This is a genomic window from Xanthomonas sp. NCPPB 1128, from assembly GCF_001043115.1.
Lineage (GTDB): Bacteria > Pseudomonadota > Gammaproteobacteria > Xanthomonadales > Xanthomonadaceae > Xanthomonas_A.
Genome location: NZ_LFME01000002.1, coordinates 53,233 through 77,595, shown reverse-complemented (window position 1 = coordinate 77,595; position 24,363 = coordinate 53,233). Strand labels below are relative to the sequence as shown.

16 protein-coding genes and 1 riboswitch are annotated in these 24,363 nt (G+C 69.9%); of the genes, 6 read left to right on the top strand and 10 right to left on the bottom strand.

Going from position 1 to position 24,363, the window contains the following annotated elements; genetic code table 11:
• Positions 1–56: 56 nt before the first annotated feature.
• A complete protein-coding gene (locus ACP93_RS02150) occupies positions 57–1,025 on the bottom strand; it encodes a pepsin/retropepsin-like aspartic protease family protein (RefSeq protein ID WP_131721566.1) in 969 nt (322 codons plus the stop codon).
• Positions 1,026–1,302: 277 nt separating this feature from the next.
• Positions 1,303–1,556, top strand: a riboswitch (cobalamin riboswitch).
• Between the two features lie 210 nt (positions 1,557–1,766).
• Here ACP93_RS02150 and metE point away from each other — a divergent pair.
• Positions 1,767–4,058: a 5-methyltetrahydropteroyltriglutamate--homocysteine S-methyltransferase gene (metE, locus tag ACP93_RS02145; RefSeq protein ID WP_048489205.1), complete on the top strand. Its 2,292-nt coding sequence runs from the start codon at positions 1,767–1,769 to the stop codon at positions 4,056–4,058.
• Positions 4,059–4,297: 239 nt separating this feature from the next.
• Entirely contained in the window at positions 4,298–6,295 is a 1,998-nt protein-coding gene (locus ACP93_RS02140; RefSeq protein ID WP_048489204.1) for a choice-of-anchor X domain-containing protein, read from the top strand.
• Between the two features lie 231 nt (positions 6,296–6,526).
• On the opposite strand, the gene ACP93_RS02135 is transcribed toward ACP93_RS02140, so the two are convergent.
• The 3 genes from ACP93_RS02135 to ACP93_RS02125 are packed head-to-tail and all read right to left on the bottom strand — an operon-like array spanning position 6,527 to position 12,330.
• A complete protein-coding gene (locus ACP93_RS02135; protein WP_275452262.1) occupies positions 6,527–7,981 on the bottom strand; it encodes an efflux transporter outer membrane subunit in 1,455 nt (484 codons plus the stop codon).
• Entirely contained in the window at positions 7,978–11,124 is a 3,147-nt protein-coding gene (locus ACP93_RS02130) for an efflux RND transporter permease subunit (protein WP_048489203.1), read from the bottom strand. The genes ACP93_RS02135 and ACP93_RS02130 overlap by 4 nt, the downstream gene beginning before the upstream one ends.
• A gap of 9 nt (positions 11,125–11,133) precedes the next feature.
• Entirely contained in the window at positions 11,134–12,330 is a 1,197-nt protein-coding gene (locus tag ACP93_RS02125; RefSeq protein WP_048489202.1) for an efflux RND transporter periplasmic adaptor subunit, read from the bottom strand.
• 160 nt (positions 12,331–12,490) lie between these two features.
• Here ACP93_RS02125 and baeS point away from each other — a divergent pair, with 160 nt between their 5' ends.
• On the top strand, positions 12,491–13,870 hold the full coding sequence (gene baeS, locus ACP93_RS02120) for a sensor histidine kinase efflux regulator BaeS (RefSeq protein WP_048489201.1): 1,380 nt from the start codon (positions 12,491–12,493) through the stop codon (positions 13,868–13,870).
• Positions 13,867–14,550, top strand: coding sequence for a response regulator (locus ACP93_RS02115; RefSeq protein WP_048489200.1), 684 nt, complete (start codon positions 13,867–13,869; stop codon positions 14,548–14,550). Before baeS ends, ACP93_RS02115 begins: the two co-directional genes overlap by 4 nt.
• Positions 14,551–14,740: 190 nt before the next feature.
• Here ACP93_RS02115 and purU read toward each other — a convergent pair whose 3' ends face one another.
• From purU to ACP93_RS02090, 5 genes are all read right to left on the bottom strand, one after another.
• A complete protein-coding gene (purU, locus tag ACP93_RS02110; RefSeq protein WP_048489199.1) occupies positions 14,741–15,592 on the bottom strand; it encodes a formyltetrahydrofolate deformylase in 852 nt (283 codons plus the stop codon).
• Positions 15,593–15,902: 310 nt separating this feature from the next.
• Entirely contained in the window at positions 15,903–16,343 is a 441-nt protein-coding gene (locus ACP93_RS02105; RefSeq protein ID WP_043093636.1) for an XVIPCD domain-containing protein, read from the bottom strand.
• A gap of 123 nt (positions 16,344–16,466) precedes the next feature.
• Complete coding sequence (locus tag ACP93_RS02100) at positions 16,467–17,345, bottom strand: NAD(P)-dependent oxidoreductase (RefSeq protein WP_081613553.1); 879 nt, start codon at positions 17,343–17,345, stop codon at positions 16,467–16,469.
• 58 nt (positions 17,346–17,403) lie between these two features.
• Positions 17,404–18,561 carry an NADH:flavin oxidoreductase/NADH oxidase gene (locus tag ACP93_RS02095; RefSeq protein ID WP_204243623.1) on the bottom strand — a complete coding sequence of 386 codons (1,158 nt, stop codon included), beginning with the start codon at positions 18,559–18,561 and terminating at the stop codon, positions 17,404–17,406.
• Positions 18,562–18,588: 27 nt separating this feature from the next.
• On the bottom strand, positions 18,589–19,470 hold the full coding sequence (locus ACP93_RS02090) for an NAD-dependent protein deacetylase (RefSeq protein WP_048489197.1): 882 nt from the start codon (positions 19,468–19,470) through the stop codon (positions 18,589–18,591).
• 243 nt (positions 19,471–19,713) lie between these two features.
• Here ACP93_RS02090 and ACP93_RS02085 point away from each other — a divergent pair, with 243 nt between their 5' ends.
• Positions 19,714–20,454: a response regulator transcription factor gene (locus ACP93_RS02085; protein WP_048489196.1), complete on the top strand. Its 741-nt coding sequence runs from the start codon at positions 19,714–19,716 to the stop codon at positions 20,452–20,454.
• Here ACP93_RS02085 and ACP93_RS02080 read toward each other — a convergent pair.
• Entirely contained in the window at positions 20,435–21,835 is a 1,401-nt protein-coding gene (locus tag ACP93_RS02080; RefSeq protein WP_053069678.1) for a sensor histidine kinase, read from the bottom strand. The two genes, ACP93_RS02085 and ACP93_RS02080, sit on opposite strands and share 20 nt — an antisense overlap.
• 135 nt (positions 21,836–21,970) lie before the next feature.
• On the opposite strand from ACP93_RS02080, the gene ACP93_RS22420 reads away from it, so the two are divergent.
• The gene (locus tag ACP93_RS22420) at positions 21,971–24,325 is read left to right on the top strand and encodes a YadA family autotransporter adhesin (RefSeq protein ID WP_048489195.1); all 2,355 of its coding nucleotides are present in this window, start codon (positions 21,971–21,973) and stop codon (positions 24,323–24,325) included.
• Positions 24,326–24,363: the final 38 nt, after the last annotated feature.

The following is a 24,363-nucleotide window of genomic DNA, read 5'->3' as shown; positions in this document are numbered from 1 at the left end:
GCAAACGTGGGCAGGACGAACGCGCAGCCGGATTGACGACGCTTTCGCCCCGCTTGCTACCGGCGCAGATAGAGCGTCTTGCCGCCGAAATCGATCACCGCACCGGCCTTGGTCAGGAAATCCGCTCCCAGCATTCCGCCGTTGGCCTCGCCGTCCGGACGTGCCTGGCTCGCATAGGCGTAGACATCCTCGATGGCGGCATCGTTCACCGGCCTGGACGACCACGTGCCGATCCCCACGACGACCGGCTGCTTGGTGCGATAGCGGTGGAGCTTTGCACCTTTCGGACCGTACATCTCCCCGTCGACCGCGCCCTTTTTCACGCCGGCCTGGTGCGCGAACGCCTCGTCGATGACGACATTGCCGACCGTGCTGACGACCATCGCGCGCTCTACCCGCCCAAGCGTCGCTCTGACGACGTAGCGGTTGGCCTTCTCGTCGAACTGCATGGGCAGCGCCACGTAGCCGACACCAAGCAAGCGCGTGCGCAAGTTGGAGGTCTGCGCGGCATCCGGGCTGACCAGGATGTGCTTGCCGGGATAGTCCAGGACCACGCCGTTCGCGCGGAGCCAGCCGATGCCGAGCATGCCCACGTCAGCGTCGGGTTCCGGCGTCTCGAAGACCGATACCGGCACGTTCGTCACGGTGGCGCCGCCGATCGTAAGCCGATCCAGGACGCCCTCGTCGCGTCCTAGCGTGCTGACCTTGCCGGGCGCCTCGATGCCGAACGCGCCCTGATGGCGCAGGTCCCTGACGCCGACCTGGCTGGCGATGCGATGGATCACCTGGACATACAGCGACGCGTTCGCGTGCACCATCATCTTGCTGGGGTGACCGTTCAACTGCACCTCGATGATCGGGCGCGTGGCTTCGCCGATCGTCGCGGTGGAAAAGGGCACCGTCGCGGAGGTGGACGCACCCGGACCCGGCGGGCCGACCGGATCGGCAGACACGGCACCTGCAGCAAGTGCAAACCCGAGCAGCGAGGCGCACAACGACGAACGGAACGGCGGGATTCTGGACATCCGGGCTGACCTTGGCGAAGCAATGGCGGGGGCAACGCAGCGCATCGGCACGCCGTGCCATGTCTGCGTCGGAGAACGCGCCAGAGTCTATCGGGGAAACATGGCCAGCGAGCGGCAACGTAGTCGCCGCGTCGGACCGCCCGCGCCTGCGCAGCCGCGCACCTCCCTTTGGCGAGACGGCAGGAAACGCTGCGCCCGCTTCGTCGCATGCCCCGACCGGCGCTCGCCAGCACGCGGCGAGTGTGCAAACGCCCTTGACCGCCCGCCGCATCCGGCCTATCGTGCGCTCGCCGAAGGTATTCATCGCTTCATTCGGATGAAGGGATGAATTTAAACGGGAATCCGGTGACGGCCGGCGCCGCAAGCGCCTGCCCATTCCGGAGCTGCCCCGCAGCGGTGAATGGAAACGACCTCCGTCAATGGCACTGGGCCGGCGCATGCCGGCCTGGGAAGCGACGGACAGTAGGTGCGCAGCCGGCATGGTGCGCGTGTCCATCAGCCCGAATACCGGCCCCGGCCGGAGGACCGTGCGTCCTCCGATTCGACCTGGCACCTCCGCGGGGAGGCGGCCGGACCGCGACCCGGCCGTGCGCCGCGCCGCGTCGTCCGCCTGCCCGCGCGGTACCGGTTCGCCCGCGGGGGCGAAGGTCGCTGGCGTGGCGGGCGGTCCGTGCGAACGGGACGCGCGGCGCGCGGTTCCTTCGTTCCTCAATGCCCTTGAACGCAATGAGGAAACGCAACATGACGATCGTGACCAACCTGGGCTTCCCGCGCATCGGTGCGCGGCGCGAGCTCAAGCAGGCGCTGGAACGCTACTGGCGCCGCGACATCGACGGCGCACAACTGCAGGACACCGCACGCGAGCTGCGCCTGCGCCACTGGCAGCTGCAACGCGAGGCCGGGGTGGACGTGCCACCCAGCAACGACTTCAGCCTGTACGACGCGATGCTCGACACCGCGTTCCTGTTCGATGCGATCCCGCAACGCTACCGCGCGCTGGCCGATGCCGATCCGCTGGCCGGCTACTTCGCGATGGCACGCGGCACGCAGGAACACGGCCTGGACCTGCACGCGCTGGAAATGACCAAGTGGTTCGACACCAACTACCACTACCTGGTGCCGGAGCTAGCACGGCGCCAGCACTTCCGCCTGCGCGGCGACAAGCCGGTGGTGGAGTTCCTGGAAGCCAAGGCGCAGGGCATCCAGACCCGGCCGGTGCTAATCGGGCCGGTGACCTTCCTGGCGCTGTCCAAGACCGTGGACGGCAGCGACCGCTGGGCGCTGCTGGACAGCCTGCTGCCGGTGTACGCCGAACTGCTGCAGCGACTGCATGCGGCCGGTGCCGGCTGGGTGCAGCTCGACGAGCCGGCGCTGGTATTGGACCTGGACGACGCCGCGCGCGCCGCCTATCGCCGCGCCTATGACGTCCTGGCGCAGGCACCGCGGCCGAATCTGCTGCTGACCAGCTACTTCGGCGAGCTGGGCGACAACCTGGAGCTGGCGATGGCGCTGCCGGTGGACGGCGTGCACGTGGACCTGGTGCGCGGCGTGGCGCAACTGGACGCGGTGCTGCAGGCATTGCCGGCCGGGCGCGTGCTCTCGGCCGGCCTGGTCAACGGCCGCAACGTGTGGCGCACGCCGCTGGACAACGCGCTGACCCTGGCCCGCTACGCCGCCGGCCATGTCGGCCGCGAGCGGCTGTGGCTGGCGCCCTCCTGCTCGCTGCTACATGTGCCGGTGGATCTGCAACAGGAAACCAGGCTGGACCGCGAACTGGTCGGCTGGTTGGCCTTCGCCAGGCAGAAGCTGCAGGAACTGCGCACCCTGGCCGATGCGCTGGACGACCAGCCGCAGGCGCAGGCCGGGCTGGACGCGGCGCGCGATGCGCTGGCCAGCCGCCGCGCCTCGACCCGCGTGCATCGCGCCGAGGTGGCGCGGCGGGTGGAGGCGCTGACCGACGATGCCGGACGCCGGCAATCGCCGTATACGCAGCGCCGCCAGGCGCAACAGGCCGCGTTGCGGCTGCCGCTGTATCCGACCACCACGATCGGCTCGTTCCCGCAGACCGAGCAGGTGCGGCAGGCGCGCGCGCAGCACAAGGCCGGCAAGCTCGACGATGCCGCGTACGACGCGTTCCTGGCCGCCGAGACCGAGCGCTGCGTGCGTGCGCAGGAGCAACTCGGCCTGGACGTGCTGGTCCACGGCGAGTTCGAGCGCAACGACATGGTCGAGTATTTCGGCGAGCAGCTCGACGGCTTCGCCTTCACCCGGCACGGCTGGGTGCAGAGCTACGGCTCGCGCTGCGTCAAGCCACCGATCATCTACGGCGACGTGCAGCGCCCGGCGCCGATGACGCTGCGCTGGACCCAGTACGCGCAGTCGCTGACCGAGCGGCCGATGAAGGGCATGCTGACCGGGCCGGTGACGGTGCTGCAGTGGTCGTTCGTGCGCGACGACCAGGAGCGCGCGCAGACCTGCCGGCAGATCGCGCTGGCGCTGCGCGACGAGGTGCGCGACCTGGAGGCAGCCGGCATCGGCGTGATCCAGATCGACGAGCCGGCGATCCGCGAAGGCCTGCCGCTGCGCCGCGCCGACTGGCAGGCGTACCTGGACTGGGCGGTGCAGTGCTTCCGCATCGCCGCGGCCGGCGTGCGCGATGCCACGCAGATCCACACCCACATGTGCTACTCGGAGTTCAACGACATCATCGAGGCGGTGGCGGCGATGGACGCGGACGTGATCTCGATCGAGACCTCGCGCTCGCGCATGGAACTGCTCGATGCCTTCGTGCGTTTCCACTACCCGAACGCGATCGGGCCGGGCGTGTACGACATCCACTCGCCGCGCGTGCCGAGCACGCAGGAGATGGTGGAGCTGCTGGAGAAGGCGCGTGCCGTGCTGGATCCGCAGCAACTGTGGGTCAATCCGGATTGCGGACTGAAGACCCGCGGCTGGGCGGAAACGCGCAGCGCGCTGGAAGCGATGGTCGCCGCGGCACGGCAGTTGCGCGCGCAGCAGGCGCAGGCGGCGTGACATGGCGTTGCCCGGCGCCGCGCGCGCCAGGCAACGCAGCACTCCAGGCATGTCCGGCATCCCAGTTCGGCGTGCATTGCTGCATTGCGTCTTTGTCCGGCAATGTGCGCTGGCTATAACCGCAGGCGAACGCGTGGCGAGGGGGCGCTGCGTCCTCGCCGACGTGCTGCCGGCGGCGCCCTGCGCCGCGAGATCCGGTAGACGCGTCTGCTTCTCAGCACCGCCAGGGAGAGCGCGTCATGCCGAAGCTGTCGAAACTGTCCGCCGTCTGCGTCCTGTATCTCGTCGTCCCCGCCGCTGCGCTGCACGCAGCCGAACTGATTCCCAAACAACTGGCCGGACCGCCGGAGGAATTCGCGCAGATGCGCGCGCCCGCCCCGGCGGAAGCAGCGATCCTGTCAAAGAGTGCGCTGCTGCCGGTGGAGTTCTCCGCCGCGCGCAGCAGTGGCCCGGCGCAATGGCGCACCACCCTGCCGGTGGAGAACGGCAAGCTGCGCTTCGTGGTGCTGTCCGGCGAGCACGATTGGCAGCCGCGGCTGAGCGCACCGGCCACCGCCAGCGCACGCATGGGCACCGCTGCCGCGACGCCGCTGCTCGCGCCCAGCGCCAAGGCCACCCAACTGGGCGCCGGCGGTGCCGCGCTGCCGGCCCGCGAGTACCGTGTGGACACAGCCACCAACGGTGAGTGGACCCTGACTCTGCAGGCCGACGGCAGCAGCGCGGCGCAGCGCGGCTATGTGCTGATGGAGGGCGACCCGCGCACGCAACTGGCGTCCTACCCCAGCGACCGCGCGCAACTGCAGCGCGGCCAGCGCATCGGCCTGACCGCCCTGCTAGGCGGCATCGATGCGCAGGGTGGCGTTTCGCTGGCGCGCAGCGCCGGCAGCGGCCGCATCGACACCGCGCAGCTGCGGGTGATCGCGCCGGACGGCTCGGTCAGCCAGTGGCCGATGGCCGACGACGGCCGCCACGGCGACGGTGCCGCGGGCGACGGCGTGTATGCCGGCGACTTCCCGGCCACCGCCACCGGCACCTACATCGCGCAGGTGGTGGTGCACGGCCACGACGCCGGCGGCCAGGCCTTCGTGCGCACCAGCGAGCACGTGCTGCCGGTGCTGGACACCACCTTGCGCATCACCGCCGATGCCGTCGCCGCCAGTGCCCAGCCCGGCACCCGGCTGACCCTGCCGATCCCGGTACGCATCGGTGGCGGCCAGGCGCCGGCACACTACCGCGTGCTCGGCGAACTGTGGGGCACCGGCCGCGACGGCAGTGCGGTGCCGGTGGTCTGGCTCGGCGGCATGCTCGCGCCGCAGGACGGACGCCTGCCATTGAGCGTGGACGAACGCTGGATCGTCCGCGCCGGCGTGCGTGCGCCGTTCACCCTGCGCAACCTGCGCGTGGAGGATCCGGACAACTTCGTGCCGCTGGCCACGCGCACGACGCTGCCGCTGACCCTGCCGGCACTGCGCCGCAGCAGCGTGGCACGCAGCACCGGCGCGATCGACGAGAGCATGCGCATGGGCGAGCGCCCGGCGCAGCTGAGCGCCGCCAGCACCGACATGCAGGCGCAGGCCACCGGCAAGCGCCTGGTGCTGGTGCACGGCTACTGCTCGGGCGGTGTGTGGCCGGTGGCGCAGTTCACCAATGCCTCCGCGTTCCTGGACGTCAACCAGAACCGCAGCAACGACCAGTTCGCGCAGCGACTTGCGCAGTTCGGCAGCCAGTGGAACTCGTTCGGCACGGTGGCGCACAGCCAGGGCGGCATGGCCGCGCTGCATCTGTACGTCTACTACTGGAGCGGCCTGGACAATGCCAGCGGCGGGCGGGTCATGCAGTCGGTGGGGACGCCCTACCAGGGCACCAACCTGGCCGGCATCCTGGCCACGGTGGGCTCGTGGTTCGGCGTGGGCTGCGGCACCAACAACGACCTGACCTACGACGGCGCCAAGGCCTGGCTGGCCGGCATCCCCAACTCGGCGCGGGCGCTGGTGAACTACTACACCACCTCCTTCGCCAAGACCAACTGGTACACCAACGACTACTGCAATGCGGCCTCGGACCTGGTGCTGAGCGACCCGGAGGACGGTACCGTGGAGCAGGTCAACGGCCAGCTGCCGGGCGGCGTCAACCGCGGCCACACCACCGGCCAGTGCCACACCACCGGCATGCGCGATCCGGCGCAGTACCTGGACGCCAACCGCAACGCGACGATGAACGCCAACGCGGCGCGTTGAGGGGCGGGGATGATCAGCCATTCGGCTGCTGAAAAGCCGGGGAATCGGGATTGGGGATTGGTCAAGGCGCTGTCCTGGCAATTGCCTGGTGCAGCGCCAATCTGACCAAGCGCCGACGCCGGTACAGTTTTTATCGGAATGCGTTTGTTGTAGGAGCGGCTTCAGCCGCGACACGCGTTACGACAATGCGTGTCGCGGCTGAAGCCGCTCCTACCGTCATGCAGGAATGCACTAACGCGCCGCATCCGCCACAGACTCGCCGCTCTGCGCATCTGCACCGCCGCCGAGCACCTTGTACAGGGTGACGCGGTTGCCGGCCTCGGTCAGCCGCAGCGTGATCAGGTTCTGCTGCGCCGAGTACAGCGAACGCTGTGAGTCCAGGGTATCCAGATAGCTGTCCACGCCATTGCGATAGCGGGCCTCGGCCAGGTCATAACTGCGCTGGGTGACCGCGACCAGGGCGCGCTGCGCGTCCATGCGTTCGTCCAGTTGCGCGCGCGTGGCCAGCGCATCGGCCACTTCGCTGAAGGCGCTCTGGATGGCCTTCTCGTAGGTGGCGACGTTGACGTCGCGGGTGATCCGGGCCACGTCCAGTTCGGCCTTGAGCGCACCGGCGCGGAAGATCGGCACGCTGATGCTGGGCACGAACGACCAGGTGCGGTTGCCGGCATCGAACAGGCTGGACAGGGCGCTGCTGCTGCGCCCACTGGAGGCGGTCAGCGAGATGGTCGGGAAGAACGCCGCGCGGGCCGCGCCGATGTCGGCGTTGGCCGATTTCAGCGTGTGCTCGGCGTAGAGCACGTCCGGGCGCTGCAACAACACGCGCGATTCCAGCGGCGCCGGCAGCGACGCCAGCGCCACGCCGCCTTCCAGCGCGTCGGCCTGCGGCAGGGCATCGGCCGCCACCGGTGCGCCGACCACCAGGTCCAGGGCATTGCGCGCAGTGGTCAGTTGCGTGATGTAGCTGGCCACGTCGGCACGTGCGCTCTCCACGCTGGTCTGCACCTGCGCCAGGTCCAGCCCGGAGGCGATACCTTCGCGATGCCGCGCCTCGGTCAGTACCAGGGTCCGCCGCTGGCTGTCCAGGGTCTGCTGCGCCAACGCCAGGCGCTGCTGGTCGGCGGCCACGGCCAGCCAGTCGGCCGCGACCTCGGCGACCAGGCTCAGGCGCGTACTGCGCTGGGTCTGTGCGGTGGCCAGATAGCTTTCCAGGACTTCGTCCTTGAGGCTGCGGATGCGTCCGAACAGGTCCAGTTCCCAACTGCTGATGCCGACGTCGGCCGCATACGTGCGCGCCACCTCCGAGCGCCCGCTGGCGCTGGTGGACGCACTGCTGCGCGCGGCGCTCTGGCTGCCGCTCACGCTCACCGACGGGAACAGGTTGGCACGCTGGATGCGGTATTGCGCGCGCGCCTTGTCGATGTTGAGCACGGCCACGCGCAGGTCGCGGTTGTTGTCCAGCGCCTGCGCGATCACCTGCTGCAGGCGCGGATCGAGGAACACCTGGCGCCAGTCCAGGGTCGCGATGCTGGCGCCGTCGCCAGCGTCGCCGCTGCCGCTGTCGGCGAATGTCGCCGGCACCGGCGCGTCGGGACGCGCGTAGCTCGGCGCCAGGCTCGCGCAGCCGGCGAGCACACCGGCGCAGGCCGCAGCCAGCGCGCTACGGCGCAGGAACGAACGGATCACGGCATTGCCTCCTCGGTGCGCAGCGGTTCCGGTTCGACGCGCCTGCCGGGGAACAGGCTGCGCACGATCACGTAGAACAGCGGTACGAAGAAGATGCCGAGTGCGGTCGAGACCAGCGTTCCGCCCAGCACGCCCGTGCCCAGCGCGTGGCGGCCGCCGGAGCCGGCGCCGCTGCTGACCACCATCGGCAGCACGCCGAGCATGAACGCCAGCGAGGTCATCAGGATCGGGCGCAGGCGCAGGCGCGCGGCATGCAGGGTCGCTTCGAGCAGTGGCTGGCCCTTCTCTTCCAGTTCCTTGGCGAACTCCACGATCAGGATGCCGTTCTTGGCCGCCAGGCCCATCGTCGCCAGCAGGCCGACCTGGAAGTAGATGTCGTTGGACAGTCCGCGCAGCCAGGTCGCCAGCAATGCGCCGACGATGCCCACCGGCACCGCCAGCATCACCGAGATCGGGATCGACCAGCTCTCGTACAACGCCGCCAGGCACAGGAACACGAACACCAGCGACACTGCGTACAGCATCCAGGTCTGCGCGCCGGCGGCCTGCTCCTGGTAGGACATGCCCGACCAGGCGTAGCCGACATCCTTGCCGATTTTGCCTACCAGCGCGGCAATGCCATTCATCGCCTCGCCGGAACTGATGCCGCTGGCGGCACTGCCGGTGATCTCCATAGACTCCACGCCGTTGAAGCGGCTCAGCACCTGCGGCGCATACGCCCACTGACTGCTGGAGAACGCCGAGAACGGCACCATCTCCGCGCTGCTGTTGCGCACGTACCAGCGGCCAATGTCGGCGGGCAGCATGCGAGCGGCCGGCTCGCCCTGCACATAGACGCGCTTGACCCGGTTGTTGTTGAGGAAGTCGTTGACGTAGCTGCCGCCCATCACCGTGGCCAGCGTGGCATTGATGTCCGAAGCGCTCAGACCCAGCGCGCCGGCCTTGGCATCGTCGATCTGCACGCGGTAGGTCGGTGCGTCTTCCAATCCGTTGAAGCGCACCGCGCTCAGGTCCTTGTCGGCATTGGCCAGCTGCAGCAGCTGTTGCCGCGCGGTGACCAGCGCATCGTGACCCTTGCCGGCGACGTCCTGCAGCTCCAGGGTGAAGCCAGAGGTGGTGCCCAGGCCGTTGATCGCCGGCGGCGACAGCGCGAACACCTGCGCATCCGGCAACGTGCCCATCATCGCGCCGGTGATGCGATTGGCGATCTCCTGTGCGGAGGCGTCGCGCTCGGCCCAATCCTTGAGCTTGATGAAGCCCATGCCCGAGTTCTGGCTGCTGCCGGCGAAGCTGAAGCCGGTGATGGTCATCATCCCGGCCACCTCCGGCTGCTTGAGGATGAAGTCGGACGCCCGGTCGATCGACTGCTGAGTGCGTTGCTGGGTGGCGCCGGCCGGCGTGGTGAACATCACCATCAGCATGCCCTGGTCCTCGTCGGGCAGGAACGAACTGGGCAGGCGCCAGAACAGCAGCGCCATCACCGCGAGCAGCACCAGATAGACCAAGCCGCCAAGCTTGCGGTGGCCGATCAGCTTGCCCACGCCGCGGCCGTAGCCGTCGGCGCCCCGGTCGAAACGGGCATTGAACCAGCCGAAGAAGCGTCCGAGTGGGCCCTTGCGCGACACGTGCCCACCTTGCGCGATCGGCTTGAGCAGGCTGGCACACAGCGCCGGGCTCAGGGTCAACGCCACCAGCAGCGACAGCAGCATCGCCGCGGCGATGGTCACCGAAAATTGCCGGTAGATTTCGCCGGTGGCGCCGCCGAAGAACGCCATCGGCAGGAACACCGCGGTCAACACCAGGGCGATGCCGACCAGCGCGCCGGAAATCTGCCCCATCGAGGTGTAGGTCGCCTGCCGCGGCGACATGCCTTCCTCGCTCATCAGGCGCTCGACGTTCTCCACCACCACGATGGCGTCGTCGACCAGCAAGCCGATCGCCAGCACCATCGCGAACATGGTCAGTGTGTTGATCGAATAGCCGAGCAGGGCCAGCACGCCGAACGTGCCCAGCAGCACCACCGGCACCGCGATCACCGGCACCAGAGTGGCGCGCCAGTTCTGCAGGAACAGGTACATCACCAGCACTACCAGCACGATCGCCTCGAGCAGGGTCTTGACCACCTCCTCGATGGAAATGCGCACGAACGGCGTGGTGTCGTAGGCGATCTCGTACTTCAGCCCGGTGGGGAAATACGGCTTGAGTTGCTTGAGCTTGGCTTCCACCGCCTTGGCCGCATCCAGCGCGTTGGCGCCGGTCGCCAGTTCCAGGCCCATGCCCGAGGCGGCCTTGCCGTTGTACTTGGAACTGGACGCGTAGGACTTGGAGCCCAGCTCGACCCGCGCCACGTCGCGCAGGTACACGGTGGCGCCACCGGGCTGCGACTTCAGCACGATCGCCTCGAACTGCGCTGGGGTCCTGAGCTTGCTGCGCGAGGTGACCGTGGCGTTGAGTTGCTGGCCCTGCACTGCCGGCAACGCGCCCAGCGCGCCGGAGGAGACGTCGGCGTTCTGCGCCGAGATCGCACTGCTCACGTCCGATGGCATCAGCGCGTAGGTGCGCAGTTTCTCCGGATCCAGCCACACCCGCATCGAGTACTCGGAGCCGAACACGTTGACGCCGCCGACGCCGTTGAGCCGGCTGATCGGGTCCTGCAACGTGGACACCATGTAGTCGCCGATGTCGGTGCTGTCCATGCTGCCGTCTTCGGAGGTGAAGGCCAGCACCATGAACATGCTGCTGCCCATGGACTTGGTGACGGTCACGCCATTGCTCTGCACCGCCTCCGGCAGCATCGCCTCGCCTTGCGAGACCTTGTTCTGCACCTGCACCTGGGCGGTATCAGGGTCGGTGCCGGAGTCGAAGGTCAGGGTGATCGAGGCGGTGCCGGCGGAACTGCTGCTGGAGGACATGTACAGCAGATGGTCCAGGCCGGTCATCTGCTGCTCGAGGATCTGCGTCACCGAGTTCTGCACGGTCTCCGCCGAGGCGCCGGTGTAGGTGGCGCTGACGTTGATCGACGGCGGGGCGATGTTGGGGTACTGCTCCAGCGGCAGCGACAGGATCGAGAGCGCGCCGGCCAGGGTGATCACGATCGCGATGACCCAGGCGAAGATGGGACGGTCGATGAAGAAACGGGCCATGGCGGTTCCTCAGTCGGCCTTGGGCGCCGGTGCGGTGGTGGCGGCGTTGCCGGCCGCGGCGGCCTCGGTCACTTCCACCGCCTTGACCTCGGCGCCGACCGACACTTTCTGCAGGCCCTGCACGATGACCCGGTCGCCGGCCTTCAGTCCGTCGCGCACCACCCACTTGTCGCCGATCGCATCGCCGGTGGTCAGCACGCGCTGGGCGACCTTGTTGTCGCGGCCGACCACCATCGCCACCGCCTCGCCCTTGCTGTTGCGGCTGATCGCCTGCTGCGGCACCAGGATGGCCTGCTCGTCCACCGCCATCGGCAGCACCGCCTTGACGTACATGCCCGGCAGCAGCAGACGATCGGGATTGGGCACCACCGCACGCAGCTTGACCGTGCCGGTGGCGGTATCGACCGCGGCATCCACCACCTCCAGCGTGCCGCTGCGCGCATAGGTGCTGCCGTCCTCCAGCTGCAGCGTCACCTCGGCCTTGCCATCCACCGCCTTGAGCTGGCCGGCGTCGAGCTGGCGGCGCAACTGCAGCAGCTGTGCGCTGGACTGGGTCACGTCCACGTACATCGGGTCGAGCTGGTTGATGGTGGCCAGCACCTCGCTCTGGCCGGCGCTGACCAGCGCGCCTGGCGTGTAGCTGGAGGTGCCGATGCGGCCGGAGATCGGCGCGGTGATACGGGTGTAGTCCAGATTGATGCGCGCGGTCTGCAAGGCGGCCTTGGCCGCGACCACCGCCGCCTCGTTCGCGCGCAGCGTGGCCAGCGCATCGTCGCCGTCCTGCTTGCTGACCGCATCCAGACCGACCAGGGTCTGGTAGCGCTGCGCCTTGGGCCTGGCCGACAGCACCGCGGCCTCGGCCTGCGCCAGGTCGCCCTTGGCAGTGTCGTACGCGGCCTGGTAGCTGGCCGGATCGATCTCGTACAGCACTTGCCCGGCGTGGACGTCCTGGCCTTCGGCGAACAGCCGTTTGCGCAGGATGCCGCCGACCTGCGGACGCACCTCCGAGCTCATGTAGGCCACGGTCCGGCCGGACAGGGTCTGGTCGAGCGCCAGGCGTTGCACCTTCACCGTCTGCACGCCGACCTGCGTCTGCGGCATCTGCGGCGGCGGCTTGGAGGAACACGCGGCTACGCCCGTGAAAACGACGGCGAGCAGCAGCCAGCGCGAGGGCGACATGGAGAAACGGCGGACGACGGGCAGCATGCGGCGAACTCACGGGATTTCCGAAGGTGGCCACGCTAGGGCGCGAATGTGCAGCAAATTTGGAGATTGCCGACGACGGCGTGGATTCGCTTGCTTTCCCCTGCCGCGACGCAGCTAATACGCAGCATCTGTCGTTCCCGCAACGCGCCTTGCCTCTCCGATGAAACTGGGCCTCACCGCCAAGCTGTTCCTCGCCATCCTTGCCGCATGCGTGACGGTGCTGCTGATCAACGGCCTGGCCGTGCAGGCCTTCGTCAAACGCCAGTTCCTGGACTACCTCAACCAACAAGGCGTGGAGCGCATGCTGGAGACCTTGCCGCGGGTCAGGGCCGAGTATGCCCGGCACGGCAACTGGGACTTCGTGCGCGACAATCCCGATGTGTGGTTCGTGCTGATGCGCCCGGAGCATGGCCCCGGTACGCCGCCCAGGGCACCTCCGATTTCCGACCAGACCGGCGCGGTGTTTCGCTTCGCGCTGCTCGACCAGGACTACAGACCGGTGATCGGCAATCCCGATGTCGGTCGGGACGACATCCTGCGCCCGGTGGTGGTCGGCGGCCGTACCGTCGGCTGGATGGCGATGCTGCCATTCCAGAAAGCGCTGGCGGCGGCAGACGCACGCTTCTACGCGGCGCAGCAACACGCATGGTGGATGATCGGCAGCGCCTCGCTGGTGGTCGCCGCACTGCTCGGCTGGCTGCTGTCGCGCGCCTTGCTGCGGCGCATGCGTGGCCTCACCGGCGCCACTCACCGCCTGGCCGCCGGCGACTACGCCACCCGCATCGACGCCAGTGCGCGCGACGAACTCGGCCAGCTGGCGCGCGACTTCAACCTGCTGGCGCAGGCGCTGGAGCACAACGAACGCGCGCGGCGCGACTTCATGGCCGACATCTCGCACGAGTTGCGCACGCCGCTGGCGGTGCTGCGCGCCGAACTGGAAGCGCTGCAGGACGGCATCCGGCCAATGACGCCGGACTCGCTGGGTTCGCTGCACCAGCAGATCGGCCAGCTCGGCAAGTTGATCGAGGATCTGTACGACGTGTCGCTGACCGATGTCGGCGCGCTCGCCTACCGACGCGCGCCGGTCGACCTGGCGGTGATCCTGTCCACGGTCCTGGACGGCATGCGCGCGCGCTTCGTTGCCGCGCACCTGCAGGTGCAGGTGCAGATCGACACCGGCCCACTGCAGGTGGACGGCGACGAGCGCCGCCTGCAGCAACTGCTCGGCAACCTGCTGGAGAACACGCTGCGCTACACCGACGCCGGCGGCACGGTGCAGGTGCGCTGCATGCGCCGCGACGCGATGCTGGAACTGGTGGTGGAGGACAGCGCACCGGGCGTGGCGGCGGACAAGCGCGCCCGCCTGTTCGAGCGCTTCTACCGTGCCGAGGCCTCGCGCAATCGCGCCAGCGGCGGCAGCGGCCTGGGCCTGGCGATTTGCCGCAACATCGCCGAGGCCCATGGTGGTGCGATCGACGCCGAGGCCTCCGCACTCGGCGGATTGCGCGTGGTGTTGCGTCTGCCGGCGCAGGCGGCATGAGCGGCCTGGACCCGATCGGGCACGTGCTGATCGTCGAGGACGAACCGCGCCTGGCCGCGGTGATGCGCGAGTACCTGCACGCCGCCGGCTATTCGCACGACTGGATCGCCGATGGCGCGCAGGCGCTGGGCGCGTTCCGCGCGCAGAAGCCGGACCTGGTGCTGCTGGACCTGATGCTGCCCAACCGCGACGGGCTGGAAATCTGCCGCGACCTGCGCAGGGAAAGCGCGGTGCCGGTGATCATGGTCACCGCGCGCGTGGAGGAGATCGACCGCCTGCTGGGCCTGGAGATCGGCGCCGACGACTACATCTGCAAGCCGTTCAGTCCGCGCGAGGTGGTGGCGCGGGTGCAGGCGGTGCTGCGCCGCCATCGCCACGATCCCAAGGGCGCGCCGGCGCCGGGCCTGCGGATCGACGAGGACGCCTGCCGCGCCAGCGTACACGGCCGCGACCTGGAACTGACCCAGGTCGAGTTCCGCCTGCTGCGCACCCTCGCCGCCGCACCGGGGCGCGTTTACTCGCGCGAACAACTGATGGACCGTCTCTACGTCGACCACCGCATCGTCACCGACCGCACCGTCGACAGCCACGTCAAGAATCTGCGCCGCAAGCTCGCCGACGTCGGCGTCGAGGACTGGGTGCGGTCGGTGTATGGCGCCGGGTATCGCTTTGAGCCGTGAATTGCCGGGAGTGGGGAATCGGGAATGGGGAATAGGTAGAGCGGAAGCAGAGTTGCGCCGCTGATTTGTCTCTTCCCTACTCAGCTTCCGCGTTCCCAGCTTCACTTCGAACTGCGAATCGGCAACATGCGGAGCCAGGGCCCCGCTGTTGATTTTGCCATTCCCCATTCCCCATTCCCCATTCCCCGCCTCACCGAAACACCACAGTGCGATGCCCGTTCAACAGGATGCGATGCTCGACGTGGCGGCGCACGGCGCGGGCCAGCACCTGCGATTCGGTGTCGCTGCCCAGGCGCACCAGTTCGCGCGGGGTCATGGCGTGGTCCACGCGGGCCACGTCCTGCTCGATGATCGGGCCTTCGTCCAGGTCGCCTGTGACGTAATGCGCGGTGGCGCCGATGATCTTGACCCCGCGCGCGTGCGCCTGGTGGTACGGCTGCGCACCCTTGAAGCTGGGCAGGAAGCTGTGGTGGATGTTGATCGCGCGCCCGGCCAGTGCCGCACACAGGGTGGGCGAGAGGATCTGCATGTAGCGGGCCAGCACCACCAGGTCGATGCGCTCGCGTTCGACCAGCGCCAGCAGCTGCGCTTCCTGTTCGTCGCGATTGGCGGCGCTCACCGGCAGGTGATGGAACGGCACGCCGTAGGAGCCGGCCAGCGCGGCGAAATCGGAGTGGTTGGAGGCCACCGCGGCGATGTCCACCCGCAACTGGCGGCTGTGCGCGCGGAACAGCAGGTCGTTGAGGCAGTGGCCCTGCTTGCTGACCAGCACCAGCAGGCGCGCGCGACGGCGCGCATCGTGCAGTTGCCAGTCCATCGCGTAGTCGGCAGCCAGGGGCTCCAATTGCAGCTTCACTGCGGCGACGACGCCGTCGGCGGGTACGTCGAAGTGCACGCGCAGGAAGAAGCGGCCGCTTTCCTCGTCGCCGAACTGCTGCGCATCGAGGATGTTGCAGCCGTGCTCGAACAGCAGGCCGCTGACGCGGAAGACGATGCCGGTACGGTCCGGGCAGGACAGGGTCAGGATGTAGTCGTGGCGCATTTGCCGATGATAGGGGACCCGTACCCTCACCCCAACCCCTTTCCCGGGGGGAGAGGGACTTAGCAATCCAGCCGAAGCCGGCCTTTCCTTCTCCCCTTGGGACCATGGCCCCCTTTTTGGGGGAAGGTGCCCCGAAGGGGCGGATGGGGGTGCGGGCACAGCCTCGTGCAATCGAAACACAACGCATGCGCTGCGCGCCCGTACCCTCACCCCAACCCCTCTCCCGAGGGGAGAGGGGCTCGGCCTCCTTACCCTCGAAAATCCCGTCGCGGCTGACGTCGCGCCGAGGACATTGCTCACGCGCCAGGGCTCACTCCGGGCGCAGGCGCAACGCCAGGCGGCGGTTGACCTTCTCCAGGCGCGCCAGCGAATCCTCTACCGACATGCCGACCGCTTCGTGGGTGGTGATGTGCGCGCGCAGATGCGCCGGGTCGTCCAGGTCGCCGCGCACCAGGAACACGTTCTCGCCATCCTCCACGTCGCCGATCTCGCGGCTGAGCACCACGTGGTCGACCTGGTCGAAGCCGTACTCCTTGGCCAGCGGCAGCAGCCGCGCCACCATGCGCTCGCTGATCGCGTCCGGCGCACGGCCGCAGGCGGCGTCCAGCGCATGCACGCCCTCGCGGATCTGCGCGTACAGCAGGTGATCGGGATGGTCCGGATGATCGGGGCCGGGCACGGCCTCGCGCACGACCGCGCGCGGCGGCTGGATCGGCGCTCTGTCGCCGGGATCGGACGAATTCGGACTCATGGCATCCTCCTGTGATGCGCCAGCAAATCGCCGCACCTTAGCGGCAAGCGCGCGCCAGGCTCAAGCAGGCACGCAGTGTGCGGCATCCGCCGCCAAGGTCCGCTGAAGATCGTCCCGCGACACTCAGGCCTGGCCGGCGCGGCGCGCGGCGACCTTGGCCAGCGCCGCCCAGTCCAGGTCGCCGTCGCCGTGCGCGATCGCCTCGATGAAGGCATCGCGCAGCACCGCCGCCAGCGGCATCGGCACGTGTCGGGTCTCGCCGGCGTTCAGCGCCAGGCGCACGTCCTTCAGACCCAGCGTGGCCTTGAAGCCGGCCGGGCTGTAGCGCTGTTCGGCGATCATGCCGCCGTAGGTCTGGTAAGCCGGTGCGGCGAACACGGTGCTGGTGAGCATGTCGAGGAAATCGGCCGCTTCCACGCCATGCCCGCGCACCAGGGCCGACGCCTCGGCCATGGTGCCGATGGCGCTGGCCAGGCACAGGTTGGCGGCGAGTTTGACCGCGTTGGCCTGTTCCGGCGCGGCGCCGAAGTACCAGGTCTTGCGCCCGATGACATCGAGCAAGGGCTGCACCCGCGCCAGCGCCGCGGCGTCGCCGGCGGCGAGCAGGTTGAGTTGGCCGGCCGCGGCCACCTCCACCCGCCCCAGCACCGGCATCGCCAGGTAGGCGACGCCGCGCTCGGCATGCAGCGCGTGCAGTTCGCGCGCCAACGCCACCGAGATGGTGGCCATGTTGACGTGCACGCTGCCGGCGGTGAGCGCGTCCAGCGCGCCGCGATCGAGCAGGGTCTCGCGCACCGCGGTGTCGTCGGCCAGCATCGAGAACAGCACCGGCCCGCGCACCGCATCGGCCGGTTGCGCGGCCTGCTGCGCGCCGGCCTCGAGCAGGGGCTGCGCCGCCGCGGCGCTGCGGTTCCACACCGTCAACGCATGGCCGGCACGCAGCAGGTTGAGCGCGATCGGCTGGCCCATCGTGCCCAGGCCGAGAAATCCAATCGTCGTCATTGCATGCTCCCTGAAGGAATCGAAATGGAGGCCGCCATGGACGCGCGCGGCGCGTCGGTCAGGCGTCGAACACGCCGCGTGCCGCAGGCGGCTCGCAGCGCAGGTATTGCGGCGCCGGCCGCAGCCGCGCGCCCAGCGCGGCGGCCGCATGCCAGGGCCAGCGCGGATCGTAGAGGATGCCGCGGGCCAACGCGATGGCGTCGGCGCGGTCCTCGGCGAGGATGGCCTCGGCCTGCTGCGGCTCGGTGATCAGGCCCACCGCGATCACCGGCATGCGCAGCGCGCGGTGCAGCGCTTCGGCCAGCGGCACCTGGTAGCCAGGCGCCACCGGAATGCGCTGGCGCCGGTCCAGCCCGCCGCTGGACACGTGCAGATAATCGCAGCCCTGCGCCTGCAGCGCCTGCGCCAGCACCTCGCTCTGCGCCAGATCCCAACCGCCGTCGACCCAGTCGGTGGCGGAGATGCGCACGCCCACTGCTATGCCCGGCGCCACCGCGGCGCGTACCGCCGCATGCACGCGCAGCAACAGGCGCATGCGGTTCTCCAGGCTGCCGCCATAGGCATCTTCGCGCTGGTTGCTCAGCGGCGACAGGAACTGGTGCAGCAGGTAGCCGTGCGCGGCGTGCAGTTCGATCAGTTCGAAACCCAGGCGCTCGGCGCGCCGCGCCGACGCGACGAACGCCTCGACGATGGCGTCGATGCCGGCCAGGTCCAGCGCCTGCGGCGGGACGCCGTCGGCGGCGAATGCCTGCGCCGACGGCGCCACGGTCTGCCAGCCGTTCGGCTGGTCGGGCGCGATCGCGCCGCCGCCGTCCCAGGGCTTGTGCGTGGACGCCTTGCGCCCGGCATGCGCGAGCTGGATGCCCAGCGGCATCGGCGACCAGCGCCGCACCGAACGCAACACCGTGGCCAGCGCCGCCTCGGTGGCGTCGTCCCACAGGCCCAGGTCGGCGTAGCTGATGCGCCCGCGCGGCTCCACCGCGGTCGCCTCCAGGATCAGCAGCCCGGCGCCGGACTGCGCCAGTTGCCCAAGATGCTGGGTGTGCCAGTCGCTGGCGCGGCCGTCCTCGGCGGAGTACTGGCACATCGGTGCGATCACGATGCGGTTGGACAACGACAGCGGCCCCAATGCGAGGGGCGAGAACAAGTGACTCACGATGCGGATCCATGGAGACGCCGCGCGCGGCGCGGCAAGCGACCATTGCACTCCTGCCATGCAGCGCGATCAACCACTGCCGATGGATCAGTTCGTGCCGGGATTCGGAACGCGCGCCGCCGCCGGCAGCAGGAAGGACAGTGCCTGCGCGCACGGCTGCTCCAGCTTCAGGCTCAGCAGGTCGTCGCCGCGGGTGCGGCCCAGGTTGACCGCGGCGATCGGCAGGCCGGCCTTGGCCGCGGCCTGCACGAAGCGGAAGCCGGAATAGACCATCAGCGACGAACCCACCACCAGCACCGCGTCGGCGCGCTGCAGATGCGCGAAGGCGCTGGCCACACGCTCGCGCGGCACGTTCTCGCCGAAGAACACCACGTCCGGCTTCAGCACGCCAGCGCAGTGCGTGCAGGCCGGCACCACGAAGCTGGCGAAATCCTCGCCCTCCAGGTCGGCATCGCCGTCGGGCGCCGGCGCGGCCTGCAACGTCGCCCACTGCGGATTGTGCTGCAGCAGGTGCTGCTGGAACGCCTCGCGCGGCATGCGCCGCTCGCAGCCCATGCAGCGCACCACGTCCAGGCGCCCGTGCAGGTCGATGGTGGCGCGGCTGCCGGCGGCCTGGTGCAGGCCATCCACGTTCTGGGTCAGCAGCACTTCAACCTGGCCGCGCGCTTCCAGCTGCGCCAGCGCGGCGTGGGTGGGATTGGGCCGGGCATGACCGAAACGCGGCCAGCCGAGCAGGCTGCGCGCCCAGTAGCGTTGGCGCGTCGCCAGCTCACCCATGAAGGCCTGATAGGTCACCGGCTGCGCACGCTTCCAGTCGCCGGCGGCGTCGCGGTAGTCGGGAATGCCCGAGTCGGTGCTGCAGCCGGCACCGGTCAGCACGAACAGGCGCCGATGGCGGTCGACGAACGCTTCCAGCGCGGACGCCGCCGGCGGTGCGGACGCGGCGTGATCCTGCAGCAACTGCGACATCGTGAAGGTCCCGGAGGTGGTGGAGGCGCACGCGACCACGGCGTGTCGGCTTCCTATCTAGGGGGTGGGCGGCAGCAACGCAAGCCCTGGCCGCCACGGCCGCTGAAGCGTTGCCGCGCGCATTGAAAGCCCGCTGGAAACTGGCTACTGTCCAGGGCGCGGCAGGATGCTCGGCGTTCACGGCACCCTGCAGGCCGCACGCCGCCTCCGTGAGGAATGCCGTCCCTTCGCCGATTCCGTCTCGTGAGCCGCGTTTCCGATCCCACCCCGTCCCCGCTCGCCGCTGCCGCCAACGCCCCACTGCGGGTGGCGTTGCTGGAGGACGACGATGTGCTGCGCGACCGCGTGTTGCTGCCGGGCCTGCAGCGGCACGGCTTCGCGGTCACGCCGCTGCGCACCGCGCAGGCGCTGTGGGCGGCGCTGGAGGCGCAGCGTTTCGATCTGATCGTGCTCGACATCGGCCTGCCCGACAGCGACGGCTTCACCCTGACCCAGCAACTGCAGGAACGTCGCCCCGGCATGGGCATCGTCATCCTCAGCGGCCGCGGCGAGCAGCCGGATCTGGTGCGCGGGCTGGTCCAGGGCGCGGATGCGTACCTGATCAAGCCGGTGCAGATCGAGATCCTCGCCGCCACCTTGTTCAGCGTGGCCCGGCGCATGCTGCGGCCGAGCGCGCCGGCCAGCGAGGAATGGCAACTGCAGGACGACGGCTGGTGCCTGTTCGCGCCGGACGGGCAGGCGGTGCCGTTGACCGCGTCCGAACGCAAGGTGCTGCAGAGCCTGTGGCAGGCGCGCGGGCGCCTGGTCAGCCGCGATGCGCTGATCGGCATGCTCGGCGGCAACGCCGGGCTGGAGATCGATCCGCACCGGCTGGACGCGTTGCTGCATCGATTGCGGCAGAAAGTGCAGGAGCGCACCGGCAGCGCGCTGCCATTGCGCGCGGTGCGCGGCGAAGGCTATCTGCTCATGCCGCAGGAGCGCTGAGCCCGGCCAGCGGCAGGCGCAGCACGAAGCAGGTGCCGGCGCCGGGCGCGCTGCGCACCTGCAGGCTGCCATGCGCCTGTTGCGCCATCTCGAACGCCACCGCCAGGCCCAGCCCGGTGCCCTGCCCGGCCGGCTTGGTGGTGAAGAACGGCTCGAAGATCTGCCGTTGCACAGCCTCGCTCATGCCCACGCCGGTATCGGCGATGGCGATGGCGACGGCCTCGCCATCGCGGCGCAGTTGCAGCGAAAAGCAGCCGCCGCCGGGCATCGCATCGCGTGCGTTGGCAGCGAAGTTGAGCAGCGCCAGGTCGAAGCGGCTGCGATCCAGGAACACCGGCGCCGCTTCGGTGGCCAGATCCAGGCGCACCTGTACCGCGGCACCGAACAGTTGTCGCAGCATCGGCTGCAGGCTGCGCAGCGCTTCGCCGGCATCGAAGCGCTCGGGCACGCTCGCCTCGCGGCGACTGAAGCTCAGCAGCTTGCGACTGACCGCCACGCCGCGATGCGCGGCCAGGGCCACGCCTTCCAGTGCATCGGCCAGCACCAGCGCATCGCGCGGCGGGTGATAGTCCAGTTCGTGCACGCAATGGCGTTGCTCGGTGTAGCCGAGGATCGCACTGAGGATGTTGTTGAAGTCGTGCGACACGCCGCTGGCCAGCTGCTCCACCAGCTCGATCTTCTGCAGATGCAGCAGGCGTTGCTGCGCCAGGGTGCGTTCGCGCATCTCCACGCGCAGGCGCGCGGCGCTGCGCCGCGCGCGCCACAGGCTCTCGCGCAGCGCGGCGACGGTGCGATCCAGCACCAGGGTGATCATCAGGTAGCTCAGCGCCAGCGACGGCAGGTTCTGGAACGGGCTGCGGGTGCCGCGCGGGTCCTGGCCCCAGGGACTTTCCATGCCCAGCCAGAAGATCAGTGGGATGCACAGGTACACCAGCCACAGCGCGCGGCGCCCGATCACCAGCGCGGCCAGGGTCAGCATCATCATCGGGTACGGATCGAAGGCCTGCAGCTGGTAGCCGAACGCCAAGTTGGCGGCGACCGCCGAGCACAGCACCACCGCGATGAACGCGGCGGCGGCCTGTTTCAGCAGGCCGCGGCGGATCATCCAGACCCCGCCCCAGGCCGCGGCGGCGATCGCCGCATCGGTGCCCACGTCCACCGCCAGCTGCATCGTGCTCATCTCGATGCGCGGTGCGGTCAGCAGGTGGTAGAGCTTGTTGAGCGGGATCTCGCTGCCCAGGAACACGAACAGCACCTGCAGCGCGGGCGCGTTGCGCCGGTCGAGCGGATCGGCGATCGGCACCCGGCGCAGCCACAGCGAGAGGCGCCGCCACAGCCGCGCGGCAAGCGCGACCGGCGCAGAGTGCGCACCCCATCTCACCCAGGCTCCCATGACGGTGAGTCTACCGTGAGGGAGACGTGAATTTGCGTGCATTGAAGGGGGCTGGGCTTGCGGCCTTAATCGGGCCTGACTCGTTGTCGGGACGACGCTCCCGGCCCCAGCCCGGAATCGACCATGCCTCTTCTGCCCAATGCCCTGCGCGCCGCCGTGCGCCCGCTGTCGTCGTCCTCGTCCATCCTGCCGCAGGCCTCTGACGGTCTGTTGACCGCCGCATTGCTGCTCGCGCTGAGCCTGCCCTCGAGCGCCTTCGCGGTCACTGCCACGGCACCGACCGCGGCGACCCAGCCGCCATCGCAGGCGCCGCAGGCCGACGCCACCCCCACCGAGACGGACAGCGCCGACGCCGACGCGGCGCCGCAGGACGCCACCACCCAGGACGTGCAGCCCGGCACCCAGAACACCACCCACTACTTCCTGGCCGAAGGCTTGAACGACGGCAGCGACTACGCCAGCGCCGCCGGCCTGCGCGCGGTGGCGATGGGTGCACGCGCCGACGCCTCCGGCGCCTTCGCCATCGCGATCGGCCACCACACCGTCGCCTCCGACAGCGCCGCCATCGCCATGGGCGACGGCGCGGTCGCCAGCGGCACCTCGGCGATCGCGATCGGCGGCAGCTTCTTCGGCAGCACCTACGGCGACTCCGCCGGCGCGCAGAGTACCGGCTTCGGTTCGCTGGCACTGGGCACGGCCGCCACCGCAACCGCTGACAGTGCCAGCGCGCTGGGCTGGAACACCAGCGCCAGTGGCTCCGGCGCCACCGCAGTGGGTGCCACCGCGTCGGCCAGCGCCAACTACACCACCGCCAGCGGCTCCTCGTCCAGCGCCAGCGCCGAGCAGGCCAGCGCGTTCGGCTATGCCGCCAATGCCAGCGGCACCGGCGCCGTCGCCAACGGCGGCTACAGCGTCGCCTCCGGCTTCTTCGGCGTGGCGATGGGCTACACCGCCACCGCCAGCGGCGACGGCGGCATCGCGATCGGCGACAGCGCCTCGGCGGCCGGCCAGCAAAGCGTGGCGATCGGCGCCAGCAATGCGGGCGTGCCGGCGCAATCCAACGGACTGGGCGCGGTCACCGTCGGCGCCGGCGCCTGGGCGCTGTCGGACTACGGCACCGCGCTGGGCTTCGACAGCCATGCCGATGCCGACTACAGCATGGCGCTGGGCGCCTCGGCGCTGGCCACCAGCAGCCATGCGCTGGCGGTGGGCGCGACCTCCTTCGCCGACGGGCAGGACGCCAGTGCGTTCGGCTCCGTCGCCAGCGCGAATGCCATCGGCGCCACCGCACTCGGCAGCGGCGCCACCGCGCTCAGCGCGGGCAGCGTCGCGCTGGGCTACAACAGCGCCGCCACCGGCCTCAACAGCGTGGCGATCGGCGCCGGTTCGATGGCCGACCGCGACAACGTGGTGGCGTTCGGCAACGACGGCGCGCTGCGCCAGCTCACCTACGTCGCCGCCGGCACCGCCGACACCGATGCGGTCAACGTGCTGCAGTTGCGCAGCATCGCCAGCGCGCTCGGCGCCGGCAGCGCGGTCGGCGGCGACGGCAGCTTCACCGGCGGCAGCTATCTGATCCAGGGCCGCAGCTACGGCACGGTCGGCTCGGCGTTGTCGGCGCTGGACGGTGCCCTGTCGTCGCTGGACACCCGCGTCGGCAGCGGTGCCGGCGGCGTGGCGGTCGGCGGCGGTGCCGAAGGCGGCCCCAGCGTCGGCGCCGGCACCAATGCGGTGGCGGTCGGCGCGCAGGCCACCGCCAACGGCCAGAACGGCACCGCGATGGGGTCCAATGCGCTGGCCTACGGCCCCAACGACACGGCGCTGGGCGGCAACGCGCGGGTCAATGCCGACGGCAGCACCGCGGTCGGCGCCAACGCCAGCATCAGCGCCACCGCCACCAACGCCGTGGCAGTCGGCGAAAGCGCCACGGTCACCGCCGCCTCCGGCACCGCGCTGGGCCAGGGCGCCTCGGCCTCGGCGACCAACGCCGTGGCGATCGGCCGCGGTTCGTCTGCCACCCGCGCCAACACCGTCTCGGTGGGCAGCGCCGGCAACGAACGCCAGATCAGCAACGTCGCCGCCGGCAGCGCCGCCACCGATGCGGTCAACGTGTCGCAGATGCAGGCCGGCGACAGCGCCACCCTGAGCAGCGCCAACGCCTACACCGACAGCCGCATGGCGGGGTGGGACGACAACCTCACCAAGCTGCGCAACGACACCGACCAGCGCTTCCAGCATCTGGACCGGCGCATCGACCGGATGGGCGCGGTGAGCGCCGCCTATGCCGGCATGGCGGTCAACACCTCCGGCCTGGCCGGCGCCAACCGCATCGGCGTCGGCGTCGGCTCGCAGGGCGGCGAAAGCGCACTGGCCGTGGGCTACCAGCGCGCGATCGGCAACCGCGCCAGCGTCTCGCTCGGCGGCGCCTTCTCCGGCAGCGAGAAGAGCGTCTCCGCCGGCGCCGGCTTCAGTTGGTGACGTCCGCAGCGCCTCCGTTCGCCCCTTCCCTTCCGCCT